Below are 25,674 nucleotides of genomic sequence, written 5' to 3' on the forward strand. Positions count from 1 at the left end.
ATGTACTTCGCGAACTAACCAGGGGACGATGCAGGGCAGGGCCAAAGGCCCCGCCCTGCAAACTGCCTACTCACCCGCCCGGAGCCTGCTACGGACGCTTCGGGTTGTCATCACGCCGAGAACCTCCATCAACGACAGAATCCCCCGGTCATGCTGTTTCGGTGCTTTGCCCCTGGCAATCCGGCCGATCTGCCGGGTGTACCAGCTCACTTCCATCAGGGCCATGTCATCAATCAGTCGAATCCCTGTTTTGATGGGCCTAACCGAGCTGGTCACCTGATCGCCTTTCATAATCCGGTTCGGCAAATCCGGCTCCACCACCAACGGCCTCGCCAGGCCCACCAGGTCCGTGGCGCCGGAAGCCAACGCGTCGGCCATTCCGGTCTCGGTGCGGAAGCCGCCGGTCACCATCAAGGGTACGTCGGTGAGCTTGCGCACTTTCTCGGCGAACTCCAGGAAGTAGGCCTCCCGCGCCAGGGTACTGGCCTTTACTTTGCCATTTTCAGCGCCCTTTGCCATGGCCGGGTTCTCGTAATTGCCACCTGAGATTTCCACCAGATCAATGCCCTCGGCCACCAGGGCCTCAATCACCGCCAGCGATTCCCCTTCGGTAAAACCTCCTCGCTGAAAATCCGCTGAGTTCAGCTTGATGCCAATGTTGAAACTAGCGCCACAAACCTCCCGAATGGCCCGGTACACGGCCAACACAAAGCGCCTGCGGTTCTCCGCCGAACCACCCCACTGATCCGTACGCTGGTTGTGGTGGGGTGACAGGAACTGGCTCACCAGATAACCGTGGGCCCCATGAATTTGCACGCCATCGAACCCGGCTTTTTTGGCGATGGCGGCACTGCGGGCAAAACGCTGGATAACATCCTCAATCTCTGGGCCAGTCAGTGCCCGGGGCGTGGCAAACATACCCCGCAGCTCCTTCTTGAAGGGAATCGCGCTGGGCGAGACCGGGTCCTTGTTCAGCATTTTGGGGCTTTGCTTGCCGGGATGGTTCAGTTGCATCCAGATCTGTTTACCTCCCTTTTGCCCGGCCTTGGCCCAGGCGGTCAGAAGCTCAAGGTCGCCTTCGTCTTCCACCACCACATTCTGTGGCTCTCCGATCTGCCGGCGGTCGATCATCACGTTGCCGGTTATCGACAGCCCTGAACCACCTTCGGCCCAGGCCTGATATAGGGTCGCCAGTGCTTTGGTGGGGTGGTTATCAATGGTTCCCAGGGTCTCGCTCATGGCGGACTTGGCAAAGCGATTGGAAATAACAGAGCCGTTAGGAAGCTTGAGTGGCTGAGAAAGCAGTTCTGCGGGAGTCATAAGGGCCTCAAGGTGGTTTGCGGGTTCCATGAGGCTGATAGTGGATCTGCCCGGCGAACCGGGCATTGGCCGAAGAGACTGATTTTATCAAAAGAAAGCCTGAATGCCGGGCAACACCGAATTCGTCACTGATGCCATTGCCGCCGAGCATGTCGCTGGCCAGCCATAAACGGCGCCCCGACAGGGGCATCCGTCGGAGGCCGAAAGCCAGAACGAGCCTGATGACTGCGCTAGAGCTTGTGATGTATAGTTGTACGGAATATCCGTACATAAAGGTGTTTTATGGACACAATCAGCGTAAACAAGTTTAGAGATAACCTGAAAAATGTTGTTGAGCAGATAGTTAGTCAGCATGAACCGGTCAAGGTTACGCGCCGAGCCGGAGAAGCTTTCGTGGTGATGAGCGCTGAGGACTGGGAGCGAGAGCAGGAAACCCTTCACGTGCTCCAAAGTAAGAGCCTGATGCAGCAAATTGCGGCGTCCCTTGAAACCCACAACCGTGGGGAAGGTTATAAACCGACTGACGAGCAGATGGATGAGATCACTGGTATTTGAGGGCAATACCTGGCAAGCGTATGAGGCCATGCGCGAGAAGGATAAACGATTGCACAAAGCCTTGTGCAAACTGCTGAAAGAAATGCTGCGATCCGAAGGCCCGTCTGCCGGTCTGGGAAAGCCTGAACCGCTCAAGCATAACCTCTATGGACTTTGGTCGAAGCGGATATCACAGAAAGACCGCCTGATATATCGATTCGATGACAAAGCCATTTACATCTTCGCCATTGGCGGCCACTACGATGAGCCCTGAAAGCAAATTGGTAGAGATTTGGCCAGGCTCAACGCAAAGGCAAGAAAGCCGCCCTGCAGCTAAGAAACTACAAGGCGGCTCCCAATTCAGGACTACAGCAGCAGCGTACGAATATCCCCCAGCAGCTGCGTCAGCAGGTTGGTAAACCGGGCGGCATCTGCCCCGTTCACTGCACGGTGGTCGTAAGACAGCGACAGCGGCAGCATCAGCCGCGGCTGGAATTCCTTGCCGTCCCACACTGGCTTCATGGATGCCTTGGAGACACCCAGAATTGCCACTTCCGGCGTGTTCACAATCGGTGTGAACGCGGTGCCGCCAATACCGCCCAGGCTGGTGATGGTAAAGCAGGCACCCTGCATTTCTGCCGGCTTCAGCTGCTTGTCCCTTGCCTTCTGGGCCAGCTCGGCACTTTCCGCTGCCAGCTCCCACAGACCTTTCTGGTCGACATCCCGGATCACCGGAACCATCAGGCCATGAGGCGTATCCACCGCAATACCGATGTGGATGTACTTCTTGCGAACCACCTCTTTGCGCTCCATGTCCAGGGACACATTGAACTGAGGCAGTTCCGCCAGTGCTGCCGCGCAGGCCTTGAGCAGGAACGGCAGCGGGGTCATTTTCACGCCACGCTTTTCGCCGGCTGCTTTCTGGCCTTTGCGGAAGGCTTCCATTTCGGTGATGTCGGCATCGTCGAACTGGGTTACGTGGGGCACGTTCAGCCAGCTGCGCTGCATGTTGGTGGCCGTGGCCGCCATCATGCGGGACATGCCTTCGCGCTCGACCTCACCAAACTGGCTGAAGTCCGGCAGTTTCACGCCCGGAATGCCCGAGCCGACCGCCACGCCGCCACCCTGCTGGGCCTGCTGCAACTGGCTCTTGACGTAGGCGTGCACATCATCCTTGATGATGCGGCCTTTCGGGCCAGAGCCTTTCACTCGGGTCAGGTCTGCACCCAGTTCCCGGGCCAGTTTGCGCACGGCCGGGCCGGCATGCACCTTGGTGCCCGGTGCCGGCGGCTCGTAGGTAGAGCCTTGTGGCTGCGGGGCCGTTTCGGGCTTGCTGTCTTTCTTCTCCGGCTTGCTTTCCTGGCTTTCGGCCTTGGCACTGTCACCGGAATCTTCCGCTTCGCCCTCATCATCACCATCGTCTTCGATGGTCATTTCCAGCAGGTCGGAGCCTTCGGAAAGCTTGTCGCCTTCCTTTACCAGGATCTTGCCAACCTTGCCGGCATAGGGGGACGGAATTTCCATGGTGGCCTTGTCGGACTCCACGGTCACCAGAGGATCATCCTCGCCAATGGTGTCGCCTTCGGCCACGTTGATTTCGATCACAGGCACGTCGTCGAAGCCATCCAGCGAAGGCACCTTCACCACTTCGGTGCGGGAGCCGCCAGACTTTTTCTTCTTCGGTGCAGACTTGCTGTCTTCAGACCTGGCCTCGGATTTCTCCTCGGCCTTTTCTTCAGGCTTGTCCTCTTCCGCATCGTCAGAGCCACCGGCGTCTCCGCTGGCAGACAACATGCCGATAACATCGCCTTCCTTCACCTTATCACCCACCTTCACGGTGATCTTGGTGATCTTGCCAGCCGCCGGGGCTGGCAGTTCTACCGAGGCTTTATCAGACTCAACGGTCAGAATCGGATCTTCTTCTGCAACCGAGTCCCCTTCGCTGACGATGATTTCGATGATCTCGACTTCATCTGCACCGCCGAGATCGGGAACCTTGATTTCCTGTTCACTCATAGCGGTCTCCTTAGCTCAGCACCGGGTTCGGTTTGTTGCGATCGATTCCGTACTTGCGCATAGCTTCGAGAACCTGCTCCTGCTTGATTTCACCGTCTTTGGCCAGGGCTGCCAGCGCGGTTACCGCCACGTAGTAACGATCCACTTCGAAGAAGCTGCGCAGCTTCTCGCGGGTGTCACTGCGGCCGAAACCGTCGGTGCCCAGGGTCATGTAGGTTTTCGGGATGAATGCCCGCAGCTGCTCGGAGTGCAGCTTGATGTAGTCGGTAGACGACACCACCGGGCCCTGCGCATCTTCCATGCACTGGGTCACGTAGGCCTTGCGGGGCTTGTCGTCCGGGTGCAGGTGGTTCCAGCGCTCCACGTGCTGGCCATCACGGGCCAGTTCGTTGTAGCTGGTCACGCTCCACACATCGGAAGCCACACCCCAGTCGTCTTTCAGCATCTGTGCGGCGGCGCGCACTTCATTCATGATCGAGCCGGCGCCCAGCAGCTGAACCCGCGGGCTCTTCTTGCGGCCCTTGGTTTCTACAGACTCGAACTTGTACATGCCCTTGATGATGCCGTCTTCACAGTCTTTCGGCATGGCGGGCTGTTCGTAGTTCTCGTTCTCGATGGTCAGGTAGTAGAAGACGTTCTGGTTGTCTTCAAACATCTCCTTCATACCGTGACGGATCACCACGGCCATTTCATAACCGTAGGCCGGGTCGTAGGCCTTACAGTTCGGAATGGTGTTCGCCAGTACGTGGCTGTGACCGTCCTGGTGCTGCAGGCCTTCGCCGTTCAGGGTGGTACGGCCGGCGGTACCGCCGATCAGGAAGCCACGGGCCTGCATGTCGCCGGAAGCCCAGGCCAGGTCACCCACGCGCTGGAAGCCGAACATGGAATAGAACACGTAGAACGGAATCAGCGGGAAGCTGTTGGTGCTATAGGACGTAGCCGCGGCCATCCAGGTAGACATGGCACCGTCTTCGTTGATGCCTTCCTGAAGGATCTGGCCCTTCTTGTCTTCCCGGTAATACATGATCTGGTCGCGGTCCTGGGGCACGTACTTCTGCCCTTCCGCGGTGTAGATACCCAGCTGGCGGAACATGCCTTCCATACCGAAGGTACGGGCTTCGTCCGGCACGATGGGTACTACACGCTTGCCGATGCGCTTGTCTTTTACCAGCGCGGTCAGGATGCGCACGAACGCCATGGTGGTGGAGATTTCACGGCCACCGGAGCCTTCCAGCACCTGCTTGAAGATATCCAGTTCCGGAATCTGCAGCGGCTGGCAATCCTTGTTGCGCTTGGGATAGAAGCCACCCAGCTCCTGCCTGCGCTTCTTCATGTACACCAGCTCCGGGCTGTCCGGCGCCGGGCGGTAGTATGGGACGTCTTCCAGCTCTTCGTCTTTCAGCGGCACACCGAAGCGATCCCGGAAGGATTTCAGGGTATCGATGTCCAGCTTCTTCAGGGAGTGCGCGGTGTTCTGGGCTTCGCCCGCTGCACCGAAACCATAACCCTTGATGGTGTGGGCCAGAATCACGGTGGGCTTGCCGTTCGCGTGGTTTACCGCCTTGTGGTAGGCCGCATATACCTTGTACGGGTCGTGGCCGCCGCGGTTCAGCTTCTGGATATCTTCGTCAGAAAGGTTTTCCGCCAGCTTGGCCAGTTCCGGATGCTTGCCGAAGAATTCCTTGCGGGTGTAAGCCGGGCCCTTGAAGGTCAGGTTCTGCAGCTCGCCATCACAGATCTCGTCCATGGCCCGTTGCATCACGCCGTCTTCGTCTTTCTCGAACAGCGGATCCCACATACGGCCCCAGACCACCTTGATCACATTCCAGCCGGCACCACGGAACACGCCTTCCAATTCCTGGACAATCTTGCCGTTACCACGCACCGGACCGTCCAGGCGCTGCAGGTTGCAGTTCACCACCCAGATCAGGTTATCCAGCTTCTCGCGGCCGGCCTTGGAGATAGACCCCAGGGTTTCCGGCTCATCGCACTCACCATCGCCCACAAATGCCCACACCTTGCGGCCGTCCATGTCGATCAGCTCGCGGCTGTGCAGATACTTCATTACGTGGGCCTGGTAGATAGACTGGATAGGCCCCAGACCCATGGATACGGTCGGGAACTGCCAGTAATCCGGCATCAGCCAGGGGTGCGGGTAGGAAGACAGACCATCGCCGTCTACTTCTTCACGATACTTGTCCAACTGCGCTTCGCTGAAGCGGCCTTCCAGGAAGGAGCGGGCGTAGATACCGGGCGATGCGTGACCCTGGAAATACACCAGGTCTGACGCGCGTTCGTCGCCACCGCCATGGAAGAAGTAGTTGAAGCCCACATCATAAAGGGTGGCTGCAGAAGAGAAGGTGGAGATATGGCCACCCAGGTCACCCGGGCGCTTGTTGGCCCGCACCACCATGGCCATGGCGTTCCAGCGAATCAGAGAACGGATACGGCGCTCCATGAACAGGTCACCCGGCATCCGGGATTCCTGGGTAACGGGAATGCTGTTGCGGAACGGCGTGGTAATGGAATACGGCAGCTCAGTGCCGTCCCGGCTGGCGCGCTCAGACAAGCGCTCCAGAATATATTTGGCACGGTCGACGCCTTCGTTTTCGATTAACGACTCTAGTGCGTCAAGCCATTCGCTGGTTTCAATGGGATCATCATCGCGGTACATCAAACCCTCCCCCTCGGGAACAATTTAAGCTCTCACAAGCATAGAACAGCTCTGGCATTTTTCCTGCTGAACGACAGAAGAGCATTCAGGAACAAAACTTTCGTACTTTTACTACAAAACTGCGCCCGAAAACAAACAAACAGGCGTTTGAAAGTACTTTAATTAGCATTAGTTACGTAATAATGACCACTTCCGATGACAGGAACAAGACGCTCTCAGACCAATGTCTCACACGTACTTCCAACGATAATTCCATCGCCTGACTAAACACTGACCTTAAAGAATTTTTGACGAAATTAGCCGAAAAACGGCACAAATCCATGCAATTTGACACTTTTAAAGGCACTGATCAGCGCCAGGAATCTCTACTATTAATTAGACCTGAAAATGAATTGCGATTTATGTATACTTGCCTGCCCGATTTTTGACCAGTGAAGGAGGAAAACACCCCTCCTTTTGATTTTCCGACACACAACAGAGGGCGATCTATGAACTCCATCGTCACCTTTCCGAACCGCATCCCGGTTCAGGAATTCGAGGAACGCCGGTTCAAGGTTTTTACTGACCGCCAGCTCGACAAAATTGAGGCGATCCAGAATCTCCCTGAAGACACCCTGTTCGAGATGAAAGTGGTAGCCAGCGTGCTGCCGTTCCGGGTTAACGAATACGTGATCAACGAACTGATCAACTGGGACAAGGTACCAAACGATCCCATTTACCAGCTTGTCTTCCCTCAAAAAGGCATGCTGAAAGACGAACATTACGAGCGCATGGCCAAGCTGCACCGCGAAGGCGCAGAGAAAAAGGACATCCAGGCCGCCGCCAAGGAAATCCGCGACGAGCTGAACCCGCACCCGGCCGGGCAGATGGAAATGAACATGCCGGAGCTGGACGGCGAAGTACTGGACGGCGTGCAGCACAAGTACCGCGAGACCGTGCTGTTTTTCCCGTCCCAGGGCCAGACCTGCCACAGCTACTGCACCTTCTGCTTCCGCTGGGCCCAGTTTGTCGGTGACAAAGACCTGAAAATGGCCAGCACCGATGCCGAGAAACTGCACGGCTACCTGCAGGAACACACCGAAGTGACCGATCTGCTGGTGACCGGTGGCGACCCCATGGTCATGAAAACCAAGAACCTGGTGCAGTACCTGGAGCCGCTGCTACAGCCGGAGTTCGACCACATCCAGACCATCCGCATCGGCACCAAGGCCCTCACCTTCTGGCCGTACCGCTTTGTGACCGATAAAGATGCCGACGAACTGATCGAACTGTTCGCCAAACTGGTTGATGCCGGCAAGCACGTGGCCATCATGGCCCACTACAATCACTGGCAGGAAATCACCACCGACATCGCGGAAGAAGCCATTCGCCGCATCCGCGCCACCGGTGCCGAAATCCGCGCCCAGGGCCCGCTGATCAAGCACGTGAACGACGATGCCGACGCCTGGGCCAAGCTGTGGAAGAAAGAAGTGAAGCTGGGCATCATCCCCTACTACATGTTTGTAGAGCGGGACACCGGCGCCAAGAACTACTTCGAAGTGCCCCTGGCCGAGGCCTACAACATCTACCGCGAAGCCATGAAGCAAGTCAGCGGCCTGGCCCGCACCGCCCGCGGCCCCAGCATGAGCGCAGGCCCCGGTAAGGTGGAAATCCAGGGCGTAACCGAAATCAAAGGCGAAAAGGTGTTCGCGCTGCGCTTCCTGCAAGGCCGCAACCCGGACTGGGTACAGCGCCCGTTCTTTGCCAAGTACAGCGAAACGGCCACCTGGCTGCACGAGCTGGAGCCCGCCTTTGGGGAGGAGAAGTTCTTCTTTGAGGATGAGTTTGAGGCGATGAAGCAGGGGAACGCCTGAATCAGGTGATACTCAGCTAATCCAGAGAGCCGGGCAAATTGCCCGGTTTTTTTGTGCAATACAAATAGATCATGATGATCAGTGGACCTTCGGCACAAACCCCGCCGGCTTCTCCCGAATCCACTCCACGAATCCCCTCAATTCCTCCAGCTCCATCAACTTATCCCGGCCGTTGTAATACAACCCCAGCTCATACTCCGAGCAAGCCTTATGAATCGCGTTATGGCAGGGCCGGCAAACCCAGAGCGTGCGGGTGATCATATCTTCCTTGCTGAACAGCTTCTGGAAGCGTTTCTTTCTGTGCAGGTGCTTGGGAATCAAATGATGGCGGGTGAGCCTGCCAACGGAGCGTTGGCAGAGTTCACAATCGTCGGGCTGGGGCGGGAGTTTGAGCATCTTCAGGTCATTATCAGAGCCAGGCGGTGATGCAACTACCCGGCTCGGTTCCGGCAGACCGGGTCAGTGCATCAAGGTATACAACTTCCTACGGTAAGCCCGCACATCCGGATTGTTATTCCCCAGCTTCTCGAACAGCTCCACCAGCGTAGTTTTAGCGATGCCGTCTTTATAAGCACCGTCTGCCTGCATCAGGCGAATCAGCAGATCCATGGCTTCGGCGTTCTTGTCCTGTAACACCATGTGCAGGGATAACTGGTGCAGAGCCTCCGGGTCTTTCGGATTGGCTTCCAGTTTAGCTTCCAGCTCGGCCTGCGGCGGCAGTTCGCCAGATTGCTTGAGGAACTTCACCCTGGCCGCCAGCTGCTTGGCCTTGTGCTGCAGTTTCTCTTCCGGCGGCAGGCTGTTGAGTACCTGCTCGGCGGTGTCCAGATCGCCCTGCTCGGCTTTCAGCTGGGCCAGGTCGATCAGCACATCCAGGTTTTCCGGGTCTTTCTGGTTCATTTCGGTGAGGATCGCCAGGGCACCGTCTACATCGCCAGCGTCCCACAAGGCGTGGGCCTTTTCATACGGGTCTTCCGCCGGGGCTTCGATGTGCTTTTCCAGTACCTTGCGGATTTCACTTTCCGGCATGGCACCGTTGAAGCCATCCACTGCCTGGCCATCCTTCACCAAAATGACTGTCGGCAGGCTGCGCACACCCAGGGATGCTGTCAGCTCCTGCTGCTCGTCCGCATTCACCTTGGCCAGCTGGAAATTGCCCTGATACTCCTCCGCCAGCTTCTGCAGAATCGGCATCAGCTGCTTACAAGGCGCGCACCATTCGGCCCATACGTCCACCAGGATTGGCGTGGTGGCGGAGGCTTCCATCACTTTCTGCTGAAAGTTGTCGGCGGTGGCGTCGAATATATACGGCGAGTTGCTCATAAGTCGGGAACCTGAACCAGAATGAATAAAATTGCCTAAAGATATGGAGCCGGCAGCAGAAAAATCAAGCCAGCTTGAAAACCTGGCTTTCGTCGTCACATAGGTCTTTAACCACTCAGCCTTGAGAGCAACACGGTATGAATGACGAGAACCGCAAAGACTCCCTGGAAGAATTTGAAGACGACGTTACCGAGTACATCGGCAAAGACGAGAACAGCAAAAGCCTGATCCTGCCGCAGCAGGCCAGGCCGCGGCGTATGTATGTACTGCCGGTGTCTAACCGGCCGTTCTTCCCGGCCCAGGTGCAGCCGGTGGTGGTCAACCAGAATCCCTGGCAGGAGACCCTGAAGCGGGTGGGCGAGACCGAGCACAAGGTGCTGGGTATCTGCTTTGTGGAAGACCCGGAATCCGAAACCGGCATGCCAGCCAGCGACGAGCTGGAAACCATGGGTTGTGCGGTGAAGGTTCACCATGCCCAGAGCGAAGGTGGCAAGGTTCAGTTTATTGCCCAGGGCATGCAGCGGTTCAGGATTGTTCAGTGGCTCCGCCGTCGCCCGCCCTACCTGGTGGAGGTGGAATACCCGGAGGAGCCGGAAGAACCGGCCGATGAACTCAAGGCCTACACCCTGGCCATTATCAGCGCCATCAAGGAGCTACTGCGCACCAACCCGCTATACGGCGAGGAGGTGAAGCAGTATCTGTCCCGCTTTGGCCCGGAAGACAGCTCGCCGCTGGCCGATTTCGGAGCTTCCATGACCAGTGCCCCGGGCCGGGAATTGCAGGATGTACTGGATACCGTGCCCCTGCTCCGGCGCATGGAGAAAGTGTTGCTGCTCATGCGCAAAGAGCAGGAGGTGGCCCGCCTGCAATCCGAGATCAACGAGGAAGTGAACGAGAAGGTACAGAAGCACCAGCGGGAATTCTTCCTGCGCGAGCAGTTAAAGGTCATCCAGCGGGAGCTGGGCATCGCCAAGGACGACAAAACCGCTGACGTGGAGCGCTTTGAAGAGCGCATGGCCAAGCTGAACCCGCCGGAGGCGGTGCAGGAGCGGTTCAAAGACGAAATCCAGAAACTGCAGGTACTGGAACAGGGCTCACCCGAATACGGCGTTACCCGCAATTACCTGGACTGGATTACCCAGGTGCCCTGGGGTTTGCATTCCGAAGACCACTTCGACCTGGCCGAAGCCCGCCGCATTCTGGACCGGGACCACGACGGCCTGGACGATGTAAAAGACCGTATCATCGAGTTTCTGGCCGAAGGCACCTTCAAGGGCGAAGTGAGCGGTTCCATACTCTTACTAGTCGGCCCTCCGGGGGTGGGCAAAACCTCCATCGGCCGTTCGGTTGCCGATGCCCTTGGCCGTGAGTTCTACCGGTTCAGCGTGGGCGGCATGCGCGATGAAGCCGAAATCAAAGGCCACCGCCGCACCTACATTGGCGCCATGCCCGGCAAGTTCGTACAGGCCCTGAAAGACAGCAAAGTGGCCAACCCGGTGATCATGCTGGATGAGATCGACAAAATCGGCAGCTCCTACCAGGGCGATCCCGCCTCTGCCCTGCTGGAAACCCTGGACCCGGAACAGAACAAGGAATTCCTGGACCACTACCTGGACGTGCGCATGGACCTGTCCAAGGTGCTGTTCGTGTGCACCGCCAACCAGCTGGACACCATTCCCCGTCCGTTGCTGGACCGGATGGATGTGATCCGGCTGTCGGGGTACATCGGCGAAGAAAAACTGGCCATCGCCAAGCACCACCTGATGCCGCGGCTGCTGAAACGGGCTGGCTTGCTGAAAAAACAGCTGAACATCACCGATGCGGCCATCCGCCAGGTGATCGAAGGCTACGCCCGGGAAGCCGGCGTGCGGAACCTGGAAAAGCTGCTGCACAAGATCATCCGTAAGGGCATTGTAAAACTGCTGGAAAACCCGGACCAACCGGTAAAAGTGGGCGTTGCCGACCTGCCGGACTACCTGGGCCAGCCCGCCTTCCGCAAAGAGAAGTCCATGAAGGGCACCGGCGTGGTCACCGGCCTGGCCTGGACCGCCATGGGCGGCGCCACCCTGAGCATCGAGGCGTCACAGGTTCACACCAGCCAGCGCGGGTTCAAGCTCACCGGACAGCTGGGGGATGTGATGAAGGAATCGGCAGAGATTGCCTATAGCTTTGTGTCGTCCAACCTGAAACGGTTCAAAGGCGACCCGACCTTCTTCGAAAAATCCTTCGTGCACCTGCACGTACCGGAAGGCGCCACCCCGAAAGATGGACCCAGCGCCGGAGTAACCATGGCCACCGCCCTGCTCTCCATCGCCCGCAAGGAAGCCCCGCAGCAGAACATCGCCATGACCGGGGAGCTGACCTTAACCGGGCAGGTGTTGCCGGTGGGAGGTATTCGCGAAAAGGTGATTGCTGCGCGCAGGCAGAAGATCAATAACCTGATACTTCCGGAGGCGAACCGGGGGGATTATGAGGAATTGCCAGAGTATCTGAAGGAAGGGATTACGGTGAACTTTGCGAAGCACTATAACGATGTGTTTCAGGTTTGCTTTGGGAATAAGCCGAGGAAGGGGGCTTCGGTGCACTGACTTTTTTGCCTCGGACTATAACTCACAAGCCTGCCGGTTGCGGGTGGGGTACAGGTTTTCTGCCGGAAAAAGATGTCTGAGCGAAGCGAGTTGTTTTTCCAAAGAAAACCTGTACCCCGCCCGGAACCAGCCACCATGGGTTTCAGGTTGGGTGCCATGGAGGGGAGCCCGAATAAGCCTTGTGCCATGGGGGTCTGTCCACGTAGGGACAGACCCCTTGCCAGCCCCCTTACCAGACTGCGGGGCTTAGCTTTCAGGCTTTTTCTTTCCAGCCGTCATCTTTGAGGACGGAGCCTACGGTGAGTACCGGCGAGGCGTCGATGTCGTCGGCGTCCATCATATTGGCCACGCGCTGCAGCGAGGCCAGGATCATGGTCTGCTCCCACTCCGCCAGGCTCTGGAACTTCTGGATGAAATCTTCCTGCAGGGGGTTCGGAGCCCGGGCCAGGATCTCAGCGCCGGCTTCGGTCAGGTGGGCGTGCACCTTGCGCTTGTCCTGGGTGCTGCGCACCCGGTACACCAGCTTGCGCAACTCAAGGCGGTCCAGAATGGTGGTCACCGTGGCCTGGCTCAGGCTCACATTCTCGGCAATGGTGCCGATGGTCACCTCACCCAAGTCCCGGATGGTGCGCATAATCAGAAGCTGCGGCCCGGTCAGGCCTGCGTGCTTGCTCAACCGCTTGGAATGCAGATCCGTTGCCCGGATAACCCGCCGAAGTGCTACCAACACCTGCTCGTAATTATTCACACCCTACTCCACTCAGGACCAGTTATTTATACCTCTAATTATTAGAGGTCTTCGCACCACAGAATGCAAGTGGCGGATATTACCTAGCTTGCGTTCTTTAAGCCCGCTGCATTCAACACCCCATGCGGCATTATTTCCGCCAGCCACTATGCTAAGGTCATCACCTGCTAGCCAATACATGCACCAGAAAACGGAAACGGTTGATGATCAGGTACTTTCTAGCGTTCGTCTTTGCACTCGCCTTCGCCACCACACTCCAGGCACAACAGCAGCAACTGGGGCCGGACAAAGAGCTCACCGCAGAAGACGTTGAGGAAAGCATCAAAACCCTCGAAAAGCCCATGTACACTCCCTTTGTGGAGCTGTACCTGCTGGACGAGTCCAAGGCCCTGCGCAAGGAAATGCAGGACACCCGGGCCGAGCTGATCGAAAAGGTGGTAGAGAAAGAACTGTCCGTGGCCGACAAGTCCATGTCTTACGCCACCGATACCGTTACCTACTTCTTCTACCTGATTGCCGGTGCCACCTCCATCCTGGTGGTGATCGGCTGGAACTCCATCCGCGATATGCGCCACCAGCTCACCAGCCTGGCCGAAAAGCGGGTGAACGAACTGGTGGTGGAATACGAACAGCGGCTGAAGTTTATTGAAGAACAGCTTCAGCAGAAATCCGAGATCATCCACCAGAACCAGGCGGAGATTGAGCGCACCAACGAGGTGCACGCGCTCTGGTTGAAGGCAAGCCAGGAAACCTCCCAGCAGAACAAGATCGCTGCCTACGACCAGATTCTGGACCTGCGGCCAGACGACGTAGAGGCCCTGAGCTACAAGGCCGACGCGGTGCTGGAAATACGCGAGCCATTGTGGGCCATCAGCCTGTGCCAGCGGGCGCTGAAACTGGCTCCGGATAACGGCCACGCCCATTACCAGCTGGCCTGCGCCTATGCCGAGATCGGCCGCTGGGAAGATGCGGTGGCCACGCTGGAAAAAGCCATCGACATTTCCGAGGCCTACCGGGATGACGCCTCGGTAGACCCGAGTTTTGAACAGCTGCAGGATCACGAGAGTTTCAGGAACCTGGTCTTTATTGACCAGGACGACAGCACGGACGCGTAATCATCCGGAGACCGGCACGGCGTTTGCTATTTCAACTTCGAATAGCAACGCTGTGTTCCGGAGCAAATGCCTCAGCTCCCATGCTTGACAAGGCTCGGGTGGTGGTGTTTCTTAAGTCTCTGAGAACATAAGAATAACCCTGACACAAACAGGACAAACACGATGAATATCTCCGTAAAGAAACTCGTTACCGCTGTAAGCGCCTCCGTTGCCTTGATGGCTGCCGGCCAGGCTGCTGCTGAAATCAAGATTGGTATTGCAGGCCCCATGACCGGCCCCGTAGCCCAGTATGGCGACATGCAGTTCTCCGGTTCACGCATGGCCATCGAACGCATCAATGCCGCCGGCGGTGTGATGGGTGAAGAACTCGTTGCCGTTGAAGTGGACGACGTGTGCGACCCCAAGCAGGCCGTAACCGTCGCCAACCGACTGGTGAACGAAGGCGTTCAGTATGTGGTGGGTCACCTGTGCTCAAGCTCTACCCAGCCGGCGTCTGACATCTACGAAGACGAAGGCATCCTGATGATTACCCCGGCCTCCACCAGCCCGGAAATCACCCAGCGCGGCTACGAGCTGGTATTCCGGACCATTGGCCTGGACAGCATGCAGGGCCCGGTTGCCGGCAACTACATTGCCGCCCAGAAGCCGGAGCGCGTGGCGGTGGTTCACGACAAGCAGCAATACGGTGAAGGTATTGCCACGGCCGTGCGCGACACCCTGAAAGACGGCGGCATTGAAATCGCCATGTTTGAAGGCATCACCGCCGGCGACAAAGACTTCTCTTCCCTGGTTACCAAGATCAAGCAGGCCGACGTGGACTACGTTTATTACGGCGGCTACCACCCGGAGCTGGGGCTGATCCTGCGCCAGGCGCGCCAGGCCGATGTTGATGCCAAGTTCATGGGGCCTGAAGGTGTGGGCAACAAAGACATCAACACCATTGCCGGCGATGCCGCCGAAGGCCTTCTGGTAACCCTGCCACCGGCGTTCGACCAGAAAGAGGAAAACCAGGAACTGGTGGCGGCCTTCGCCGAGAAAGGTGAAGACCCCTCCGGCCCGTTCGTTCTGCCGTCCTACACCGCGGTTCAGCTGATTGCTGAAGGTATCGAGATGGCGGATTCCAAGGACCCGTTCGAGGTAGCCAGCGCCCTGCGTTCCGGCACCTTTGAAACTCCGATCGGCACCGTACAGTACGACAAGGCCGGCGATCTCAAAGCCTTCGAATTTGTTGTGTACGAGTGGCACGCCGACGGCAGCAAGACTCCGGCAAACTAAGCCAGATTCGTTTAATTGAAATATAAACGAGGGCACCTTCCCGCCGTGATCCGGGGGAAGGTGCCTTTCTGGGCGCTGTTTCTCGGAGCTCCACACCCATGCAAGACCTCCTGTATTTCTTTCAGCAGCTCATTAACGGGCTGACGATCGGGAGCACCTACGCCCTGATCGCCATCGGCTACACGATGGTTTACGGCATCATCGGCATGATCAACTTCGCCCACGGCGAAATCTATATGATCGGCGCCTACACCGCGCTTATTGCCATTACCGGCCTGGCTACCCTCGGCATTGCCTGGCTTCCCCTGATCCTGATTGTCGCGCTGCTGTGCGCCGTGATTGTGTCCAGCTCCATGGGCTGGGCGGTCGAACGGGTTGCCTACCGACCGGTTCGAGGCCGGCACCGGCTGATCCCCCTGATTTCCGCCATCGGCATGTCCATTTTCCTGCAGAACTATGTGCACCTGGCCCAGGGCTCACGCAACATCGGTTTTCCGGCCCTGATGGAAGGCAGCTTCCGCTTCGGTTCGGCAGAGGGCTTCCAGCTTTCATTGTCTTACATGCAAATCACCATTTTTATCACCACCCTGGTGTGCATGACCATCCTCAGCCTGTTTATCTCCCGCTCCCGTATCGGCCGCGCCTGCCGCGCCGTGTCGCAGGATCTGGGCATGGCCAACCTGCTGGGTATCGACACCAACCGCATCATCTCTGCCACCTTTGTGATTGGCGCGGCGCTGGCTGCGGTGGCCGGCCTGTTGCTGGGTATGTACTACGGCTCGGTTGACCCGCTGTTCGGCTTTATTGCCGGCCTGAAGGCCTTTACCGCAGCGGTACTGGGCGGCATTGGCAGCATTCCGGGCGCCATGCTCGGCGGCCTGATTCTGGGTGTGGCAGAAAGCATGACGTCCGGCTACCTCAGTGGTGAATACAAAGACGTGGTGTCGTTCAGCCTGCTGATCCTGATCCTGCTGTTCAAACCCACCGGACTGCTTGGCAAACCGGAGGTTGAGAAGATCTGATGGCCACTCCCAACTTCAAACATGCGCTGTTCTGCGCAATCGTAACACTGATTATTGCCTACCCCATTCTGGGCCTGAACCTGGTGGCCCAGGGCACAAAGGTGGGCCTGGAAGGCGCCCCCACGTCTACCGTGATCTCGGTGGTACTGGCCGCATTCGTGGTGTTTTTCTTCCAGCTGTTCCGCGACAGCATTATGGGTAACCTGGGCAAACTGCCGAAACTGAACCCGCTGAGCGGGCGCGAGCCCATGCCCCAGGCCAAACGGGCAAAGCTGGAATCCTGGGCGCTTACTGCCATTGTGGTATTTGCCCTGTTCTGGCCGTTTCTGGTGTCCCGCGGCTCGGTGGACCTCGCGACGCTGGTGCTGATCTACGTCATGCTCGCACTGGGCCTGAACGTGGTGGTTGGCCTGGCTGGCCTGCTGGACCTGGGCTACGTGGCTTTTTACGCGGTAGGTGCCTACACCTTTGCGCTGCTGTCGCAGTATTTCGGCTTCAGCTTCTGGGCGGCCTTGCCCATTGGTGCCTGCCTGGCGGCCTTGTTCGGCCTGGTGCTGGGTTTTCCGGTACTGCGGTTACGGGGCGATTACCTGGCCATCGTGACCCTCGGCTTCGGGGAAATTATCCGCATCCTCCTGAATAACTGGACGGCGGTCACCGGCGGCCCCAACGGCATTGGCGGCATTCCCGAACCCACCCTGTTCGGCATGGAATTCGGCCGGCGGGTGAAGGAAGAAGGCAATACCTCCTTCCACGAAACCTTTGGCATTGCCTACAGCGGCGAGCACAAGGTGATCTTCCTGTACCTGATTGCCCTGGTGCTGGCGGTGATTACCGCACTGGTAATCCGCCGGCTGATGCGCATGCCCGTTGGCCGGGCCTGGGAAGCCCTGCGGGAAGATGAAATTGCTGCCCGTTCGCTCGGCCTCAGCCGCACGGCGGTGAAGCTCTCCGCCTTCACCATCGGTGCTTTCTTTGCCGGCTTCGCCGGTACGGTGTTTGCCTCCAAGCAGGGCTTTATCAGCCCGGAGTCGTTCGTGTTCCTGGAATCCGCCATCATCCTGGCCATTGTGGTGCTGGGCGGCATGGGCTCGCAGATCGGCGTGATCCTCGCCGCTATTGCGGTCACCATCCTGCCGGAGCTGGCCCGGGAGTTTGCCGATTACCGCATGCTGATCTTCGGTGCTGCCATGGTGCTGATGATGGTCTGGCGGCCGCAGGGGCTGATGCCCATGCGCAGGATTCACATTGAACTGAAACGGCAGGAGTGACAGGCATGCTAGAAGTATCCAATCTGTCCATGCGCTTTGGCGGCCTGCTGGCAGTCGACCAGGTAAGCCTGGACGTACAGGAACGGGAAATCGTATCGATCATCGGCCCGAACGGAGCCGGTAAAACCACGGTGTTCAACTGCATCAGCGGGTTCTACAAGCCGACCGGCGGCAAGATCCTTTTCGAAGGGCGGGAGATTCAGGGCACGCCTGACTACAAGATCTCCCGGCTGGGTATGGTACGCACCTTCCAGCACGTGCGGCTGTTCAACCAGATGACGGTGGTGGAAAACCTGCTGGTGGCCCAGCACCGGCACCTGAACACCAACCTGCTGGCAGGCCTGATTAAAACCCCGAACTACCGGGAGCGGGAACAGAAGTCACTGGACAGGGCCACCTACTGGCTCGACCGGGTAGGCCTGCTGGACCTGGCCAACCGGGAAGCCGGTAACCTGGCCTACGGCCAGCAGCGACGGCTGGAAATTGCCCGCTGCATGGTGACCGAGCCCAAGCTGCTGATGCTTGACGAACCCGCCGCCGGCCTGAACCCGGCCGAAACCAAAGACCTCAACCAGCTGATTGTCAGCCTGAAGTCCGACTACAACGTGTCGGTACTGCTGATCGAGCACGACATGAGCCTGGTTATGGACATTTCCGACCGGATAACCGTGATCAACCAGGGCCGCCCCCTGGCCAGCGGCACCCCGGCAGAAGTCCGCCAGAACGACGATGTGATCAAAGCCTATCTGGGCGAGGCCTGAGGAAACACCATGCTAGTACTGGAAAACGTTCATACCCACTACGGCAAGATCGAGGCCTTGCACGGGGTGTCTGTGGAGGTGAACAAAGGCGAAATTGTCTCCCTGATCGGTGCCAACGGCGCCGGCAAAACCACTCTGCTGATGACCGTCTGCGGAAGCCCGCAGGCCAGCTCCGGGCGGGTAATTCTGGAGGGGCGCGACATTACCAATGAAGCCACCTCCAACATCATGCGCTCCGGCATTGCAATTGTGCCCGAAGGCCGCCGGGTGTTCTCGGGGCTGACGGTGGAAGAGAACCTGCACATGGGGGGGTTCTTCAACACCAAGGCCGAAATCCGCAAAAGTCAGGATCACGTTTACGAGCTGTTCCCGCGCCTGAAAGAGCGGGAGCACCAGAGGGCCGGCACCATGTCGGGCGGTGAACAGCAGATGCTGGCCATCGGCCGGGCACTGATGAGCAAACCCAGAATGATCATTCTGGATGAACCGTCACTGGGTCTGGCGCCGATCATCATCCAGCAGATCTTCGAGATCATCGGTCACCTGCGCGAAGAAGGCATTACAGTCTTCCTGGTGGAGCAGAACGCCCATCAGGCATTGAACCTGGCAGACCGTGGCTATGTACTGGAGACTGGTCTTATTCGCCTGCACGACACCGGCAAAAACCTGCTGGCGAACCCGGAGGTGCGGGAGGCGTATCTGGGGGGTTAAGGCTGCCTGAAAAACACAAAAGCCGGAGAGGTCCTGCCCTGCTCCGGCTTTTTTCTGGCATGGCCAGATCCGTTACTCTACGCTGCGGATCGTGCCCTTATAACCTTCAACGGTTACGTCGATGGTGCCGTAAACAAGATAGTCATTCTTCTTTACGATGTAGCGTGGAGCTACAATCACATCGGCGCCAGAGGTTTTGATGGCATTATAGGCAGCAGCAGACTTCACCGCAGAAACCGGATCCAGGCCACCCAGCCCCAGACCGCTGCCGCCGCCGTTGCCGTAGGTCATGCCATCGGCGTATTCGCTGTCGTCACTCATGGTGAAGAACAGGATCTTGGTTGCGGAGGATTTGCCAGTAATCTTCTCACCCACTTCGATATCGGCCTTGATATCGGTGGTCACGCTGCCATGCAGGGGAACCGGGTTAGAGCTGACATTCAGGGAGGAACAACCGGACATTGCGCCGGCCACCAGAAGGGTAGATGCAATCAGTGCTTTTTTTCACAAAACTTCTCCATGTGTTGTTACTCGGCCGTCATGGCCGCGCGCACTATACTGAAAGTGCCTGCTTATGACAAGATCGGTTAAATTTTGAGAAAACCATCACATTTAGGCATAAGAAACCTCTTCGCCACGCCTCCCCGCCACCCCTTCCCTCTTCCAATACACTGATTTATTTACCCAAGCCAGTTTTGATCTATACTCGTAGTAACGGTCTTCAACCAAACCGGCACCGGCCGGGGCCGTTGTCTTGCAGCCAACCCAGGAAATTCCGGTTGCAGGGTATGCGACGAAGCAAAAAACCACATAAAGGAGTGGATAATGAAAAAACTGATCGCAGGTGCAATTCTTCTTGGCGCATCTTCCATGGCATTCGCCCAGCCTGGCTGTGGTGTTGGCGCCATGATCTGGAAAGGTCAATCCGGTATTGCTCCACACGTACTGGCCGCCACCACCAACGCAACCTTCGGCAACCAGACTTTCGGTATGACCACCGGTACTCTGGGCTGCTCCACCAACCAGTCTGTTCAATCCATGGCTATGTACATGGACAGCAACATCGACAAGGTTGCCCGTGACATGTCCCGTGGTTCCGGCGAAAACCTGGACACCCTGGCCGTTCTGCTGGGTGTAGAAGAAGCCGACCGTGATACCTTCCGCAAAGTACTGCAAGAGAACTTTGCAGCCATTTTCCCGAACTCTGACACCACCTCCGGTGAAGCGGTAGATTCCATCGTTTCCCTGATGGAACAGGACGAGTCTCTGAGCAAGTACGTAGCCGCCTGAACGGCTAAACCCGAAGGATTGAACCCGCGCCATGGATGGCGCACTATCGCCGTACCAATCTAAACCGGACGTAAACAATTCCCATGGGCTACCCCTTGCGCACTGGGCAGGCTGCACTCTGGCTTGCATGTTCACTCGCAACCCCGGCAACCTTTGCCGCCATTCCCGACAACCTTCACGAACATCCGGTATGGCTCACACTTGGCCACTACCACCAGGATGCCCTGGGCTCCGGTTTCACCAGCCAGGCAGACGACCCTGCGTTTTTCCTGAGCGAGAATGGCAAAACCTCACCGGAAGCAGAACTACAGGCAACCCTGGAAGCCATCCGCCAGCCCGGCGGTGGTGATGACCATGCCCGCTGCCGTTTCCCGGCCCGGGATGCCTGGTTGCGGGAACAACTGGATTTACCGAACACCCCGGTAGACTGCCCGGCTTACGACGAATGGGCCGAGACCCTGAACACCGAGAAAGTCACCCTGGTGTTTGCGGCCTCGTACCTGAACAGCCCGTCCTCCATGTTCGGCCACACCTTCCTGCGGCTGGACCCGCCCCAGGACGACGAAGAAACCGATCTGCTGCTGGCCAACACCATTTCCTACGCAGCCGATGCCGCCGAACACGACAGCGAACTGCTGTTTGCGTATCGCGGAATCTTCGGAGGCTATCCGGGCATCACAGCTATCCAGCCATATTACGAAATGATCCGGCTGTACAACGACATCGAACACCGGGACCTGTGGGAATACACCCTGAACCTCACCCAGCCGGAGGTAGACACGCTGCTGGCCCATACCTGGGAGATTCAGGACAAGAACTTTGACTATTACTTCTTCGACGAAAACTGTGCCTACCGCCTGCTGGCACTGATTGACGCCGCCCGCCCGGGCACTGACCTGCTCGACGAAGTAAGCACTCACGCCATCCCCTCTGACACCGTGCGCTGGGTAAGGGATGCCGGGCTTGTGGAAAGCATTCATTACCGCCCCTCCGCCGCCACCTCCGTTGCCCACAGCCTCGACAGCCTGCCTCCTGAACACCGGACCATCGCCGCTGCGGTCGCCAACGGCTATGTGGATGTGAACGGGCCGGAAGTCCGGGAGCTGGAGAAGAACGACCGTGCCCAATTGCTGGACGCGACCTACGACTACGTGCGCTACCAGAGCGAAGCCGAAGGCTGGCCCCGGGAGCATGCGGCACCGCTGTCCCACCAGCTGCTGGTATCCCGCAGCCAGATTGACGGGGCGGAAGAACTGCCCAAGGTACCGGAGCCTGACATCCGCGACGACCAGGGCCATGACACCTTCCGCCTGAGCCTGGGCTCCGGCCAAATGGCCCACAGCGAGTTCACCCAGCTGACTCTCCGGCCCGCCTACCACGATGTGCTGGACCCGCCCGCCGGTTACCGCACCGGTGCGCAGCTGCAATTCCTGCGCCTCGACGCCCGCCTCTACCACGACAACGACGAACTGCAGGTAGAGCAGATCACCGGGGTGGAAATCCGCTCCCTGAGCCCGAGAAACCAGTTCTTCTCGCCAATCTCGTGGCAGGTGGGCTTTGGTGGCCGCCGCACCGATACCGGTGATAACCGCGTGCTCACGCCCTACCTGGAAGGTGGTGCCGGTGGCAGCTGGGGCCTTGGCCAGAATACCCAGGCGTTCGCCATTGCCACCGCCGATGTGGAAATCGATGACGACCTGCGCCGCGGCCACGATTTCGCCCCCGGTGCAGACCTCGGCCTGCTGCACCAGAACAACCGCTTCAGCCTGCTGGCCGGCGCAAAAACCAAGGCCTGGATCATCAGCAGCCAGCACCGGCAAGACCAGCTGTACGCCGAAGGCAACTGGCACATCGGCCGGGAGTTCAGCGTATTCGCCAAATTCACCCGGGAAGACCACTTCGACAGGTACCAAAGCACATGGCAAGCCGGCCTTCACGCCTACTTCTGAACCCCAGGGCGGCCATCGTCGCCCTGCTGGCCATCACCGCACTGCTGCAAACCGGCTGCAGCAGCGTGTTCTTCTACCCGGACAAAACCACCTACATCACCCCGGATCGCCTCAACCTGGACTACCAGGATATCTACCTCGACACTGCAGACGGCGAAACCCTCCACGGCTGGTGGCTCCCGGCCCTCACCGACGAGCCCGCCAAGGGCACGGTTTACTACCTGCACGGCAACGCCCAGAACGTCAGCGCCCACATCCTCAACGCCGCATGGCTGCCAGAACAGGGCTACAACGTATTCACCCTCGACTATCGCGGTTACGGCCAGTCTACTGGTGCACCCGATATCGAAGGCGCTTTACACGACGTAGAAACCGGCCTACGCTGGCTGATCGAACAGGAAGACACACACAACCGCCCGCTTTACCTGCTGGGCCAGAGCCTCGGTGGAGCCCTGGGCGTTGCCCTCGCCAGCGAATGGGTGCAGCGCAACGAACAACCCGAACTCAATGGCCTCATCCTCGACGGCACCTTCTCCGGCTTCCGCTACATCGCCCGGGAGAAGCTCGGCCTGTTCTGGCTCACCTGGCCGTTCCAGTACCCCCTGAGCTGGACCATTCCGGATGACTACGAAGGCACCGACAGGATCGCCGGTGTGTCACCGGTGCCGGTGATGATTATCCACAGCGTGCGTGATGGCATTATTCCGTTCGAGCATGGTGTGCGGTTGTATGAAGCGGCGGAGCAGCCGAAGGAATTTTTGCGAACAGATACTCCCCATGCGGCGACGTTTGTAATTCCGGCGTACAGGGAGGCAGTGCTGGATTTTATGGAAAAAGACTTTTAGAGGCCAGCAGGCCATCTGGCGCAGAGGTTGGGGGAAGTCTTTCCAAAAGTCTTGAGGGCCATGGACGGCCCGAAAGAAGCGCACAAGGATGTGCTCGTAGCGTCTTTTGGAAAGACTTCCCCCAACCTCTGCAGGCTCCAAAGCTACAAGGCCCATAAACGAAAAAACCCGCCTTCTGTGGCGGGTTTTCGTGTTACTGACTAACTGAAAAATCAGTCAGCGAAGTCAGTCGGCTGCTCGCCTTCCTTAACTTCCTTCATGGACAGCTTCACGCGGCCACGGTTGTCGACATCCAGAACCTTAACCAGAACTTCCTGACCTTCGCTCAGCTCATCAGTCACGTTCTCGATGCGGCGCTCGGAGATCTGGGAGATATGTACCAGACCATCCTTACCCGGCAGGATGTTAACGAAGGCACCGAAGTCCACAATGCGCTCAACGCGGCCCTTGTAGATTGCGCCCACTTCGATCTCGGCAGTGATTTCCTTGACCCGGTTTACAGCAGCCTGAGCGGCGGCGGCATCAGCGGCGTAGATTTTCACGTTGCCGTCGTCGTCCAGGTCGATGGACGCACCGGTCTCGTCGCAGATACCACGGATGGTAGCACCACCCTTACCGATAACATCACGGATCTTGTCCGGATGGATCTTGATGGTGGTGATGCTCGGAGCGCGCTCAGACAGCTCGGCGCGGGGCTCGGCGATAACCTTGTTCATCTCGTCCAGGATGTGCAGACGCGCAGCGTTGGCCTGCTCCAGGGCGATTTCCATGATTTCGTCGGTAATACCCTGGATTTTGATATCCATCTGCAGGGCAGTTACGCCGTCTTTGGTACCGGCAACCTTGAAGTCCATGTCGCCCAGGTGGTCTTCGTCACCCAGGATGTCAGTCAGAACGGCAAACTTATCGCCTTCCTTAACCAGACCCATGGCGATACCGGCAACCGGCGCCTTCAGGGGCACACCCGCGTCCATCAGCGCCAGGGAAGAACCACATACGGAAGCCATGGAGCTGGAACCGTTGGATTCAGTGATCTCGGATACCGCACGGATGGCGTACGGGAATTCTTCGATGGTCGGCATAACCGCGGCTACACCACGCTTGGCCAGGCGACCATGACCGATTTCACGACGGCCCGGGCTACCCATACGGCCAGCTTCACCTACGGAGTACGGAGGGAAGTTGTAGTGGAACAGGAACGGGTCTTTGCGCTCACCTTCCAGGGCATCGATGATCTGCACGTCACGGGTGGTACCCAGGGTGGCCGTTACGATGGCCTGGGTCTCGCCACGGGTAAACAGGGCGGAACCGTGAACGGACGGCAGTACACCAACTTCGACCTTGATCGGGCGAACGGTCTTGTTGTCACGGCCATCGATACGCGGCTTGCCTTCGATAACCTGCAGACGAACCACAGACTTCTCGACCTTGCCGAAGTACTTCTTCACTTCCTCTTCGGAAGGCTGGCCTTCTTCTTCACCGGCCAGTTTTTCAACGGCGGCAGATTTGATCTCGCCCAGACGCTCGTAACGGGCCATCTTGTCGCGGATCGCGTAGGCTTCTTCGATGGCACCACCGAATTCGGCCTTGATAGCGTTCAGCAGCTCGGTGTTCTCTGCCTCAGGCTGCCATTCCCAGCGCGGCTTGCCGTTTTCAGCAGCAAATTCCTTGATGGCGTTGATGGCAGTCTGCATTTCCTGGTGGGCGAACAGTACCGCGCCCAGCATCTGGTCTTCAGTCAGGCCCTTGGCCTCGGACTCAACCATCAGTACCGCTTCGTCGGTACCGGCCACAACCATGTCCAGCAGGGAGCTGCCCAGCTCTTCGAAGGTCGGGTTCAGGAAGTAACCTTTCTCGTTGGTGTAACCCACACGGGCAGCACCAATCGGGCCGTCAAACGGGATACCAGAGATGGCCAGGGCTGCAGAGGCAGCCAGCATGGCGGCGATGTCCGGGTCCTGGTTCTTGCTGGACGACATAACCGTCAGCACAACCTGGACTTCGTTCATGTAGCCGCTCGGGAACAGCGGGCGGATCGGACGGTCGATCAGGCGGGAGGTCAGGGTCTCTTTCTCGGACGGACGACCTTCACGCTTGAAGAAGCCACCCGGGATTTTACCGGCTGCGTAGGTTTTTTCCTGGTAGTTCACGGTCAGGGGGAAGAAGCCCTGGCCCGGCTTGGGCTCTTTGGCGCCTACAACGGTGCCCAGAACGGAGATGTCTCCACAGCTGACCAGTACTGCGCCAGTGGCCTGGCGGGCGATGCGGCCAGTTTCCAGGGTGAAGGTTTCGCCACCCATTTCAAACGTTTTAATACGTGGTTGCAGATCCACAATAAACTCCTGCTTTTTCAGTTATGAACTCGGGTTTCAACTGCAG

General features: G+C 58.2%; 21 protein-coding genes. 13 read left to right on the top strand and 8 right to left on the bottom strand.

Annotated features, from left to right (window positions below; translation table 11 throughout):
• Window positions 1-66: 66 nt before the first annotated feature.
• Window positions 67-1,320, bottom strand: coding sequence for an NADH:flavin oxidoreductase/NADH oxidase family protein (locus Q668_RS03765; RefSeq protein ID WP_036219202.1), 1,254 nt, complete (start codon window positions 1,318-1,320; stop codon window positions 67-69).
• A 282-nt stretch (window positions 1,321-1,602) separates the two neighbouring features.
• Between Q668_RS03765 and Q668_RS03770 the strand changes: the two genes are divergently transcribed.
• Complete coding sequence (locus Q668_RS03770) at window positions 1,603-1,875, top strand: type II toxin-antitoxin system Phd/YefM family antitoxin (RefSeq protein ID WP_022988271.1); 273 nt, start codon at window positions 1,603-1,605, stop codon at window positions 1,873-1,875.
• The gene (locus tag Q668_RS03775; RefSeq protein WP_036219119.1) at window positions 1,856-2,128 is read left to right on the top strand and encodes a Txe/YoeB family addiction module toxin; all 273 of its coding nucleotides are present in this window, start codon (window positions 1,856-1,858) and stop codon (window positions 2,126-2,128) included. Before Q668_RS03770 ends, Q668_RS03775 begins: the two co-directional genes overlap by 20 nt.
• 92 nt (window positions 2,129-2,220) lie before the next feature.
• On the opposite strand, the gene aceF is transcribed toward Q668_RS03775, so the two are convergent.
• A complete protein-coding gene (gene aceF, locus Q668_RS03780) occupies window positions 2,221-3,870 on the bottom strand; it encodes a dihydrolipoyllysine-residue acetyltransferase (protein ID WP_022988273.1) in 1,650 nt (549 codons plus the stop codon).
• Window positions 3,871-3,880: 10 nt separating this feature from the next.
• Window positions 3,881-6,544: a pyruvate dehydrogenase (acetyl-transferring), homodimeric type gene (gene aceE / locus Q668_RS03785; protein WP_022988274.1), complete on the bottom strand. Its 2,664-nt coding sequence runs from the start codon at window positions 6,542-6,544 to the stop codon at window positions 3,881-3,883.
• A 488-nt stretch (window positions 6,545-7,032) separates the two neighbouring features.
• Here aceE and Q668_RS03790 point away from each other — a divergent pair, with 488 nt between their 5' ends.
• On the top strand, window positions 7,033-8,397 hold the full coding sequence (locus Q668_RS03790; protein WP_022988275.1) for a KamA family radical SAM protein: 1,365 nt from the start codon (window positions 7,033-7,035) through the stop codon (window positions 8,395-8,397).
• A 78-nt stretch (window positions 8,398-8,475) separates the two neighbouring features.
• Here the strand turns inward: Q668_RS03790 and Q668_RS03795 are convergent, their stop codons facing one another.
• Window positions 8,476-8,793, bottom strand: a complete 318-nt coding sequence (locus Q668_RS03795) for a hypothetical protein (protein WP_036219121.1) — start codon at window positions 8,791-8,793, stop codon at window positions 8,476-8,478.
• A gap of 63 nt (window positions 8,794-8,856) precedes the next feature.
• Window positions 8,857-9,720, bottom strand: coding sequence for a thioredoxin (gene trxA / locus Q668_RS03800; protein ID WP_022988278.1), 864 nt, complete (start codon window positions 9,718-9,720; stop codon window positions 8,857-8,859).
• A 137-nt stretch (window positions 9,721-9,857) separates the two neighbouring features.
• On the opposite strand from trxA, the gene lon reads away from it, so the two are divergent.
• Window positions 9,858-12,308 (top strand): endopeptidase La, encoded by a 2,451-nt coding sequence (gene lon / locus Q668_RS03805; protein WP_022988279.1) that lies wholly within the window; start codon window positions 9,858-9,860, stop codon window positions 12,306-12,308.
• A gap of 253 nt (window positions 12,309-12,561) precedes the next feature.
• On the opposite strand, the gene Q668_RS03810 is transcribed toward lon, so the two are convergent.
• Complete coding sequence (locus Q668_RS03810) at window positions 12,562-13,056, bottom strand: MarR family winged helix-turn-helix transcriptional regulator (protein ID WP_022988280.1); 495 nt, start codon at window positions 13,054-13,056, stop codon at window positions 12,562-12,564.
• 203 nt (window positions 13,057-13,259) lie between these two features.
• Here Q668_RS03810 and Q668_RS03815 point away from each other — a divergent pair, with 203 nt between their 5' ends.
• The 6 genes from Q668_RS03815 (at window position 13,260) to Q668_RS03840 (ending at window position 19,211) form a co-directional block, all read left to right on the top strand.
• Window positions 13,260-14,171, top strand: coding sequence for a tetratricopeptide repeat protein (locus tag Q668_RS03815; RefSeq protein ID WP_022988281.1), 912 nt, complete (start codon window positions 13,260-13,262; stop codon window positions 14,169-14,171).
• A gap of 162 nt (window positions 14,172-14,333) precedes the next feature.
• Window positions 14,334-15,446 carry a branched-chain amino acid ABC transporter substrate-binding protein gene (locus Q668_RS03820; RefSeq protein ID WP_022988282.1) on the top strand — a complete coding sequence of 371 codons (1,113 nt, stop codon included), beginning with the start codon at window positions 14,334-14,336 and terminating at the stop codon, window positions 15,444-15,446.
• 98 nt (window positions 15,447-15,544) lie between these two features.
• Window positions 15,545-16,468, top strand: coding sequence for a high-affinity branched-chain amino acid ABC transporter permease LivH (livH, locus tag Q668_RS03825; RefSeq protein WP_022988283.1), 924 nt, complete (start codon window positions 15,545-15,547; stop codon window positions 16,466-16,468).
• The gene (locus Q668_RS03830) at window positions 16,468-17,739 is read left to right on the top strand and encodes a high-affinity branched-chain amino acid ABC transporter permease LivM (RefSeq protein ID WP_022988284.1); all 1,272 of its coding nucleotides are present in this window, start codon (window positions 16,468-16,470) and stop codon (window positions 17,737-17,739) included. Before livH ends, Q668_RS03830 begins: the two co-directional genes overlap by 1 nt.
• A gap of 5 nt (window positions 17,740-17,744) precedes the next feature.
• Entirely contained in the window at window positions 17,745-18,500 is a 756-nt protein-coding gene (gene livG, locus Q668_RS03835) for a high-affinity branched-chain amino acid ABC transporter ATP-binding protein LivG (RefSeq protein WP_022988285.1), read from the top strand.
• Between the two features lie 9 nt (window positions 18,501-18,509).
• Complete coding sequence (locus tag Q668_RS03840; protein WP_022988286.1) at window positions 18,510-19,211, top strand: ABC transporter ATP-binding protein; 702 nt, start codon at window positions 18,510-18,512, stop codon at window positions 19,209-19,211.
• Window positions 19,212-19,283: 72 nt separating this feature from the next.
• Here Q668_RS03840 and Q668_RS03845 read toward each other — a convergent pair whose 3' ends face one another.
• Window positions 19,284-19,673, bottom strand: coding sequence for a hypothetical protein (locus tag Q668_RS03845; RefSeq protein ID WP_022988287.1), 390 nt, complete (start codon window positions 19,671-19,673; stop codon window positions 19,284-19,286).
• A 363-nt stretch (window positions 19,674-20,036) separates the two neighbouring features.
• Between Q668_RS03845 and Q668_RS03850 the strand changes: the two genes are divergently transcribed.
• The 3 genes from Q668_RS03850 (at window position 20,037) to Q668_RS03860 (ending at window position 23,295) form a co-directional block, all read left to right on the top strand.
• On the top strand, window positions 20,037-20,501 hold the full coding sequence (locus tag Q668_RS03850) for a DUF3015 domain-containing protein (RefSeq protein WP_022988288.1): 465 nt from the start codon (window positions 20,037-20,039) through the stop codon (window positions 20,499-20,501).
• Window positions 20,502-20,584: 83 nt separating this feature from the next.
• Entirely contained in the window at window positions 20,585-22,450 is a 1,866-nt protein-coding gene (locus Q668_RS03855) for a DUF4105 domain-containing protein (protein ID WP_022988289.1), read from the top strand.
• Window positions 22,420-23,295, top strand: coding sequence for an alpha/beta hydrolase (locus Q668_RS03860; RefSeq protein WP_022988290.1), 876 nt, complete (start codon window positions 22,420-22,422; stop codon window positions 23,293-23,295). Before Q668_RS03855 ends, Q668_RS03860 begins: the two co-directional genes overlap by 31 nt.
• Window positions 23,296-23,507: 212 nt before the next feature.
• Here Q668_RS03860 and pnp read toward each other — a convergent pair whose 3' ends face one another.
• A complete protein-coding gene (pnp, locus tag Q668_RS03865; protein WP_227498287.1) occupies window positions 23,508-25,622 on the bottom strand; it encodes a polyribonucleotide nucleotidyltransferase in 2,115 nt (704 codons plus the stop codon).
• Between the last annotated feature and the right edge of the window lie 52 nt (window positions 25,623-25,674).

Origin of the sequence: Marinobacter sp. ES-1 (assembly GCF_000475255.1) — a bacterium.
GTDB classification, from domain to species: domain Bacteria; phylum Pseudomonadota; class Gammaproteobacteria; order Pseudomonadales; family Oleiphilaceae; genus Marinobacter; species Marinobacter vinifirmus.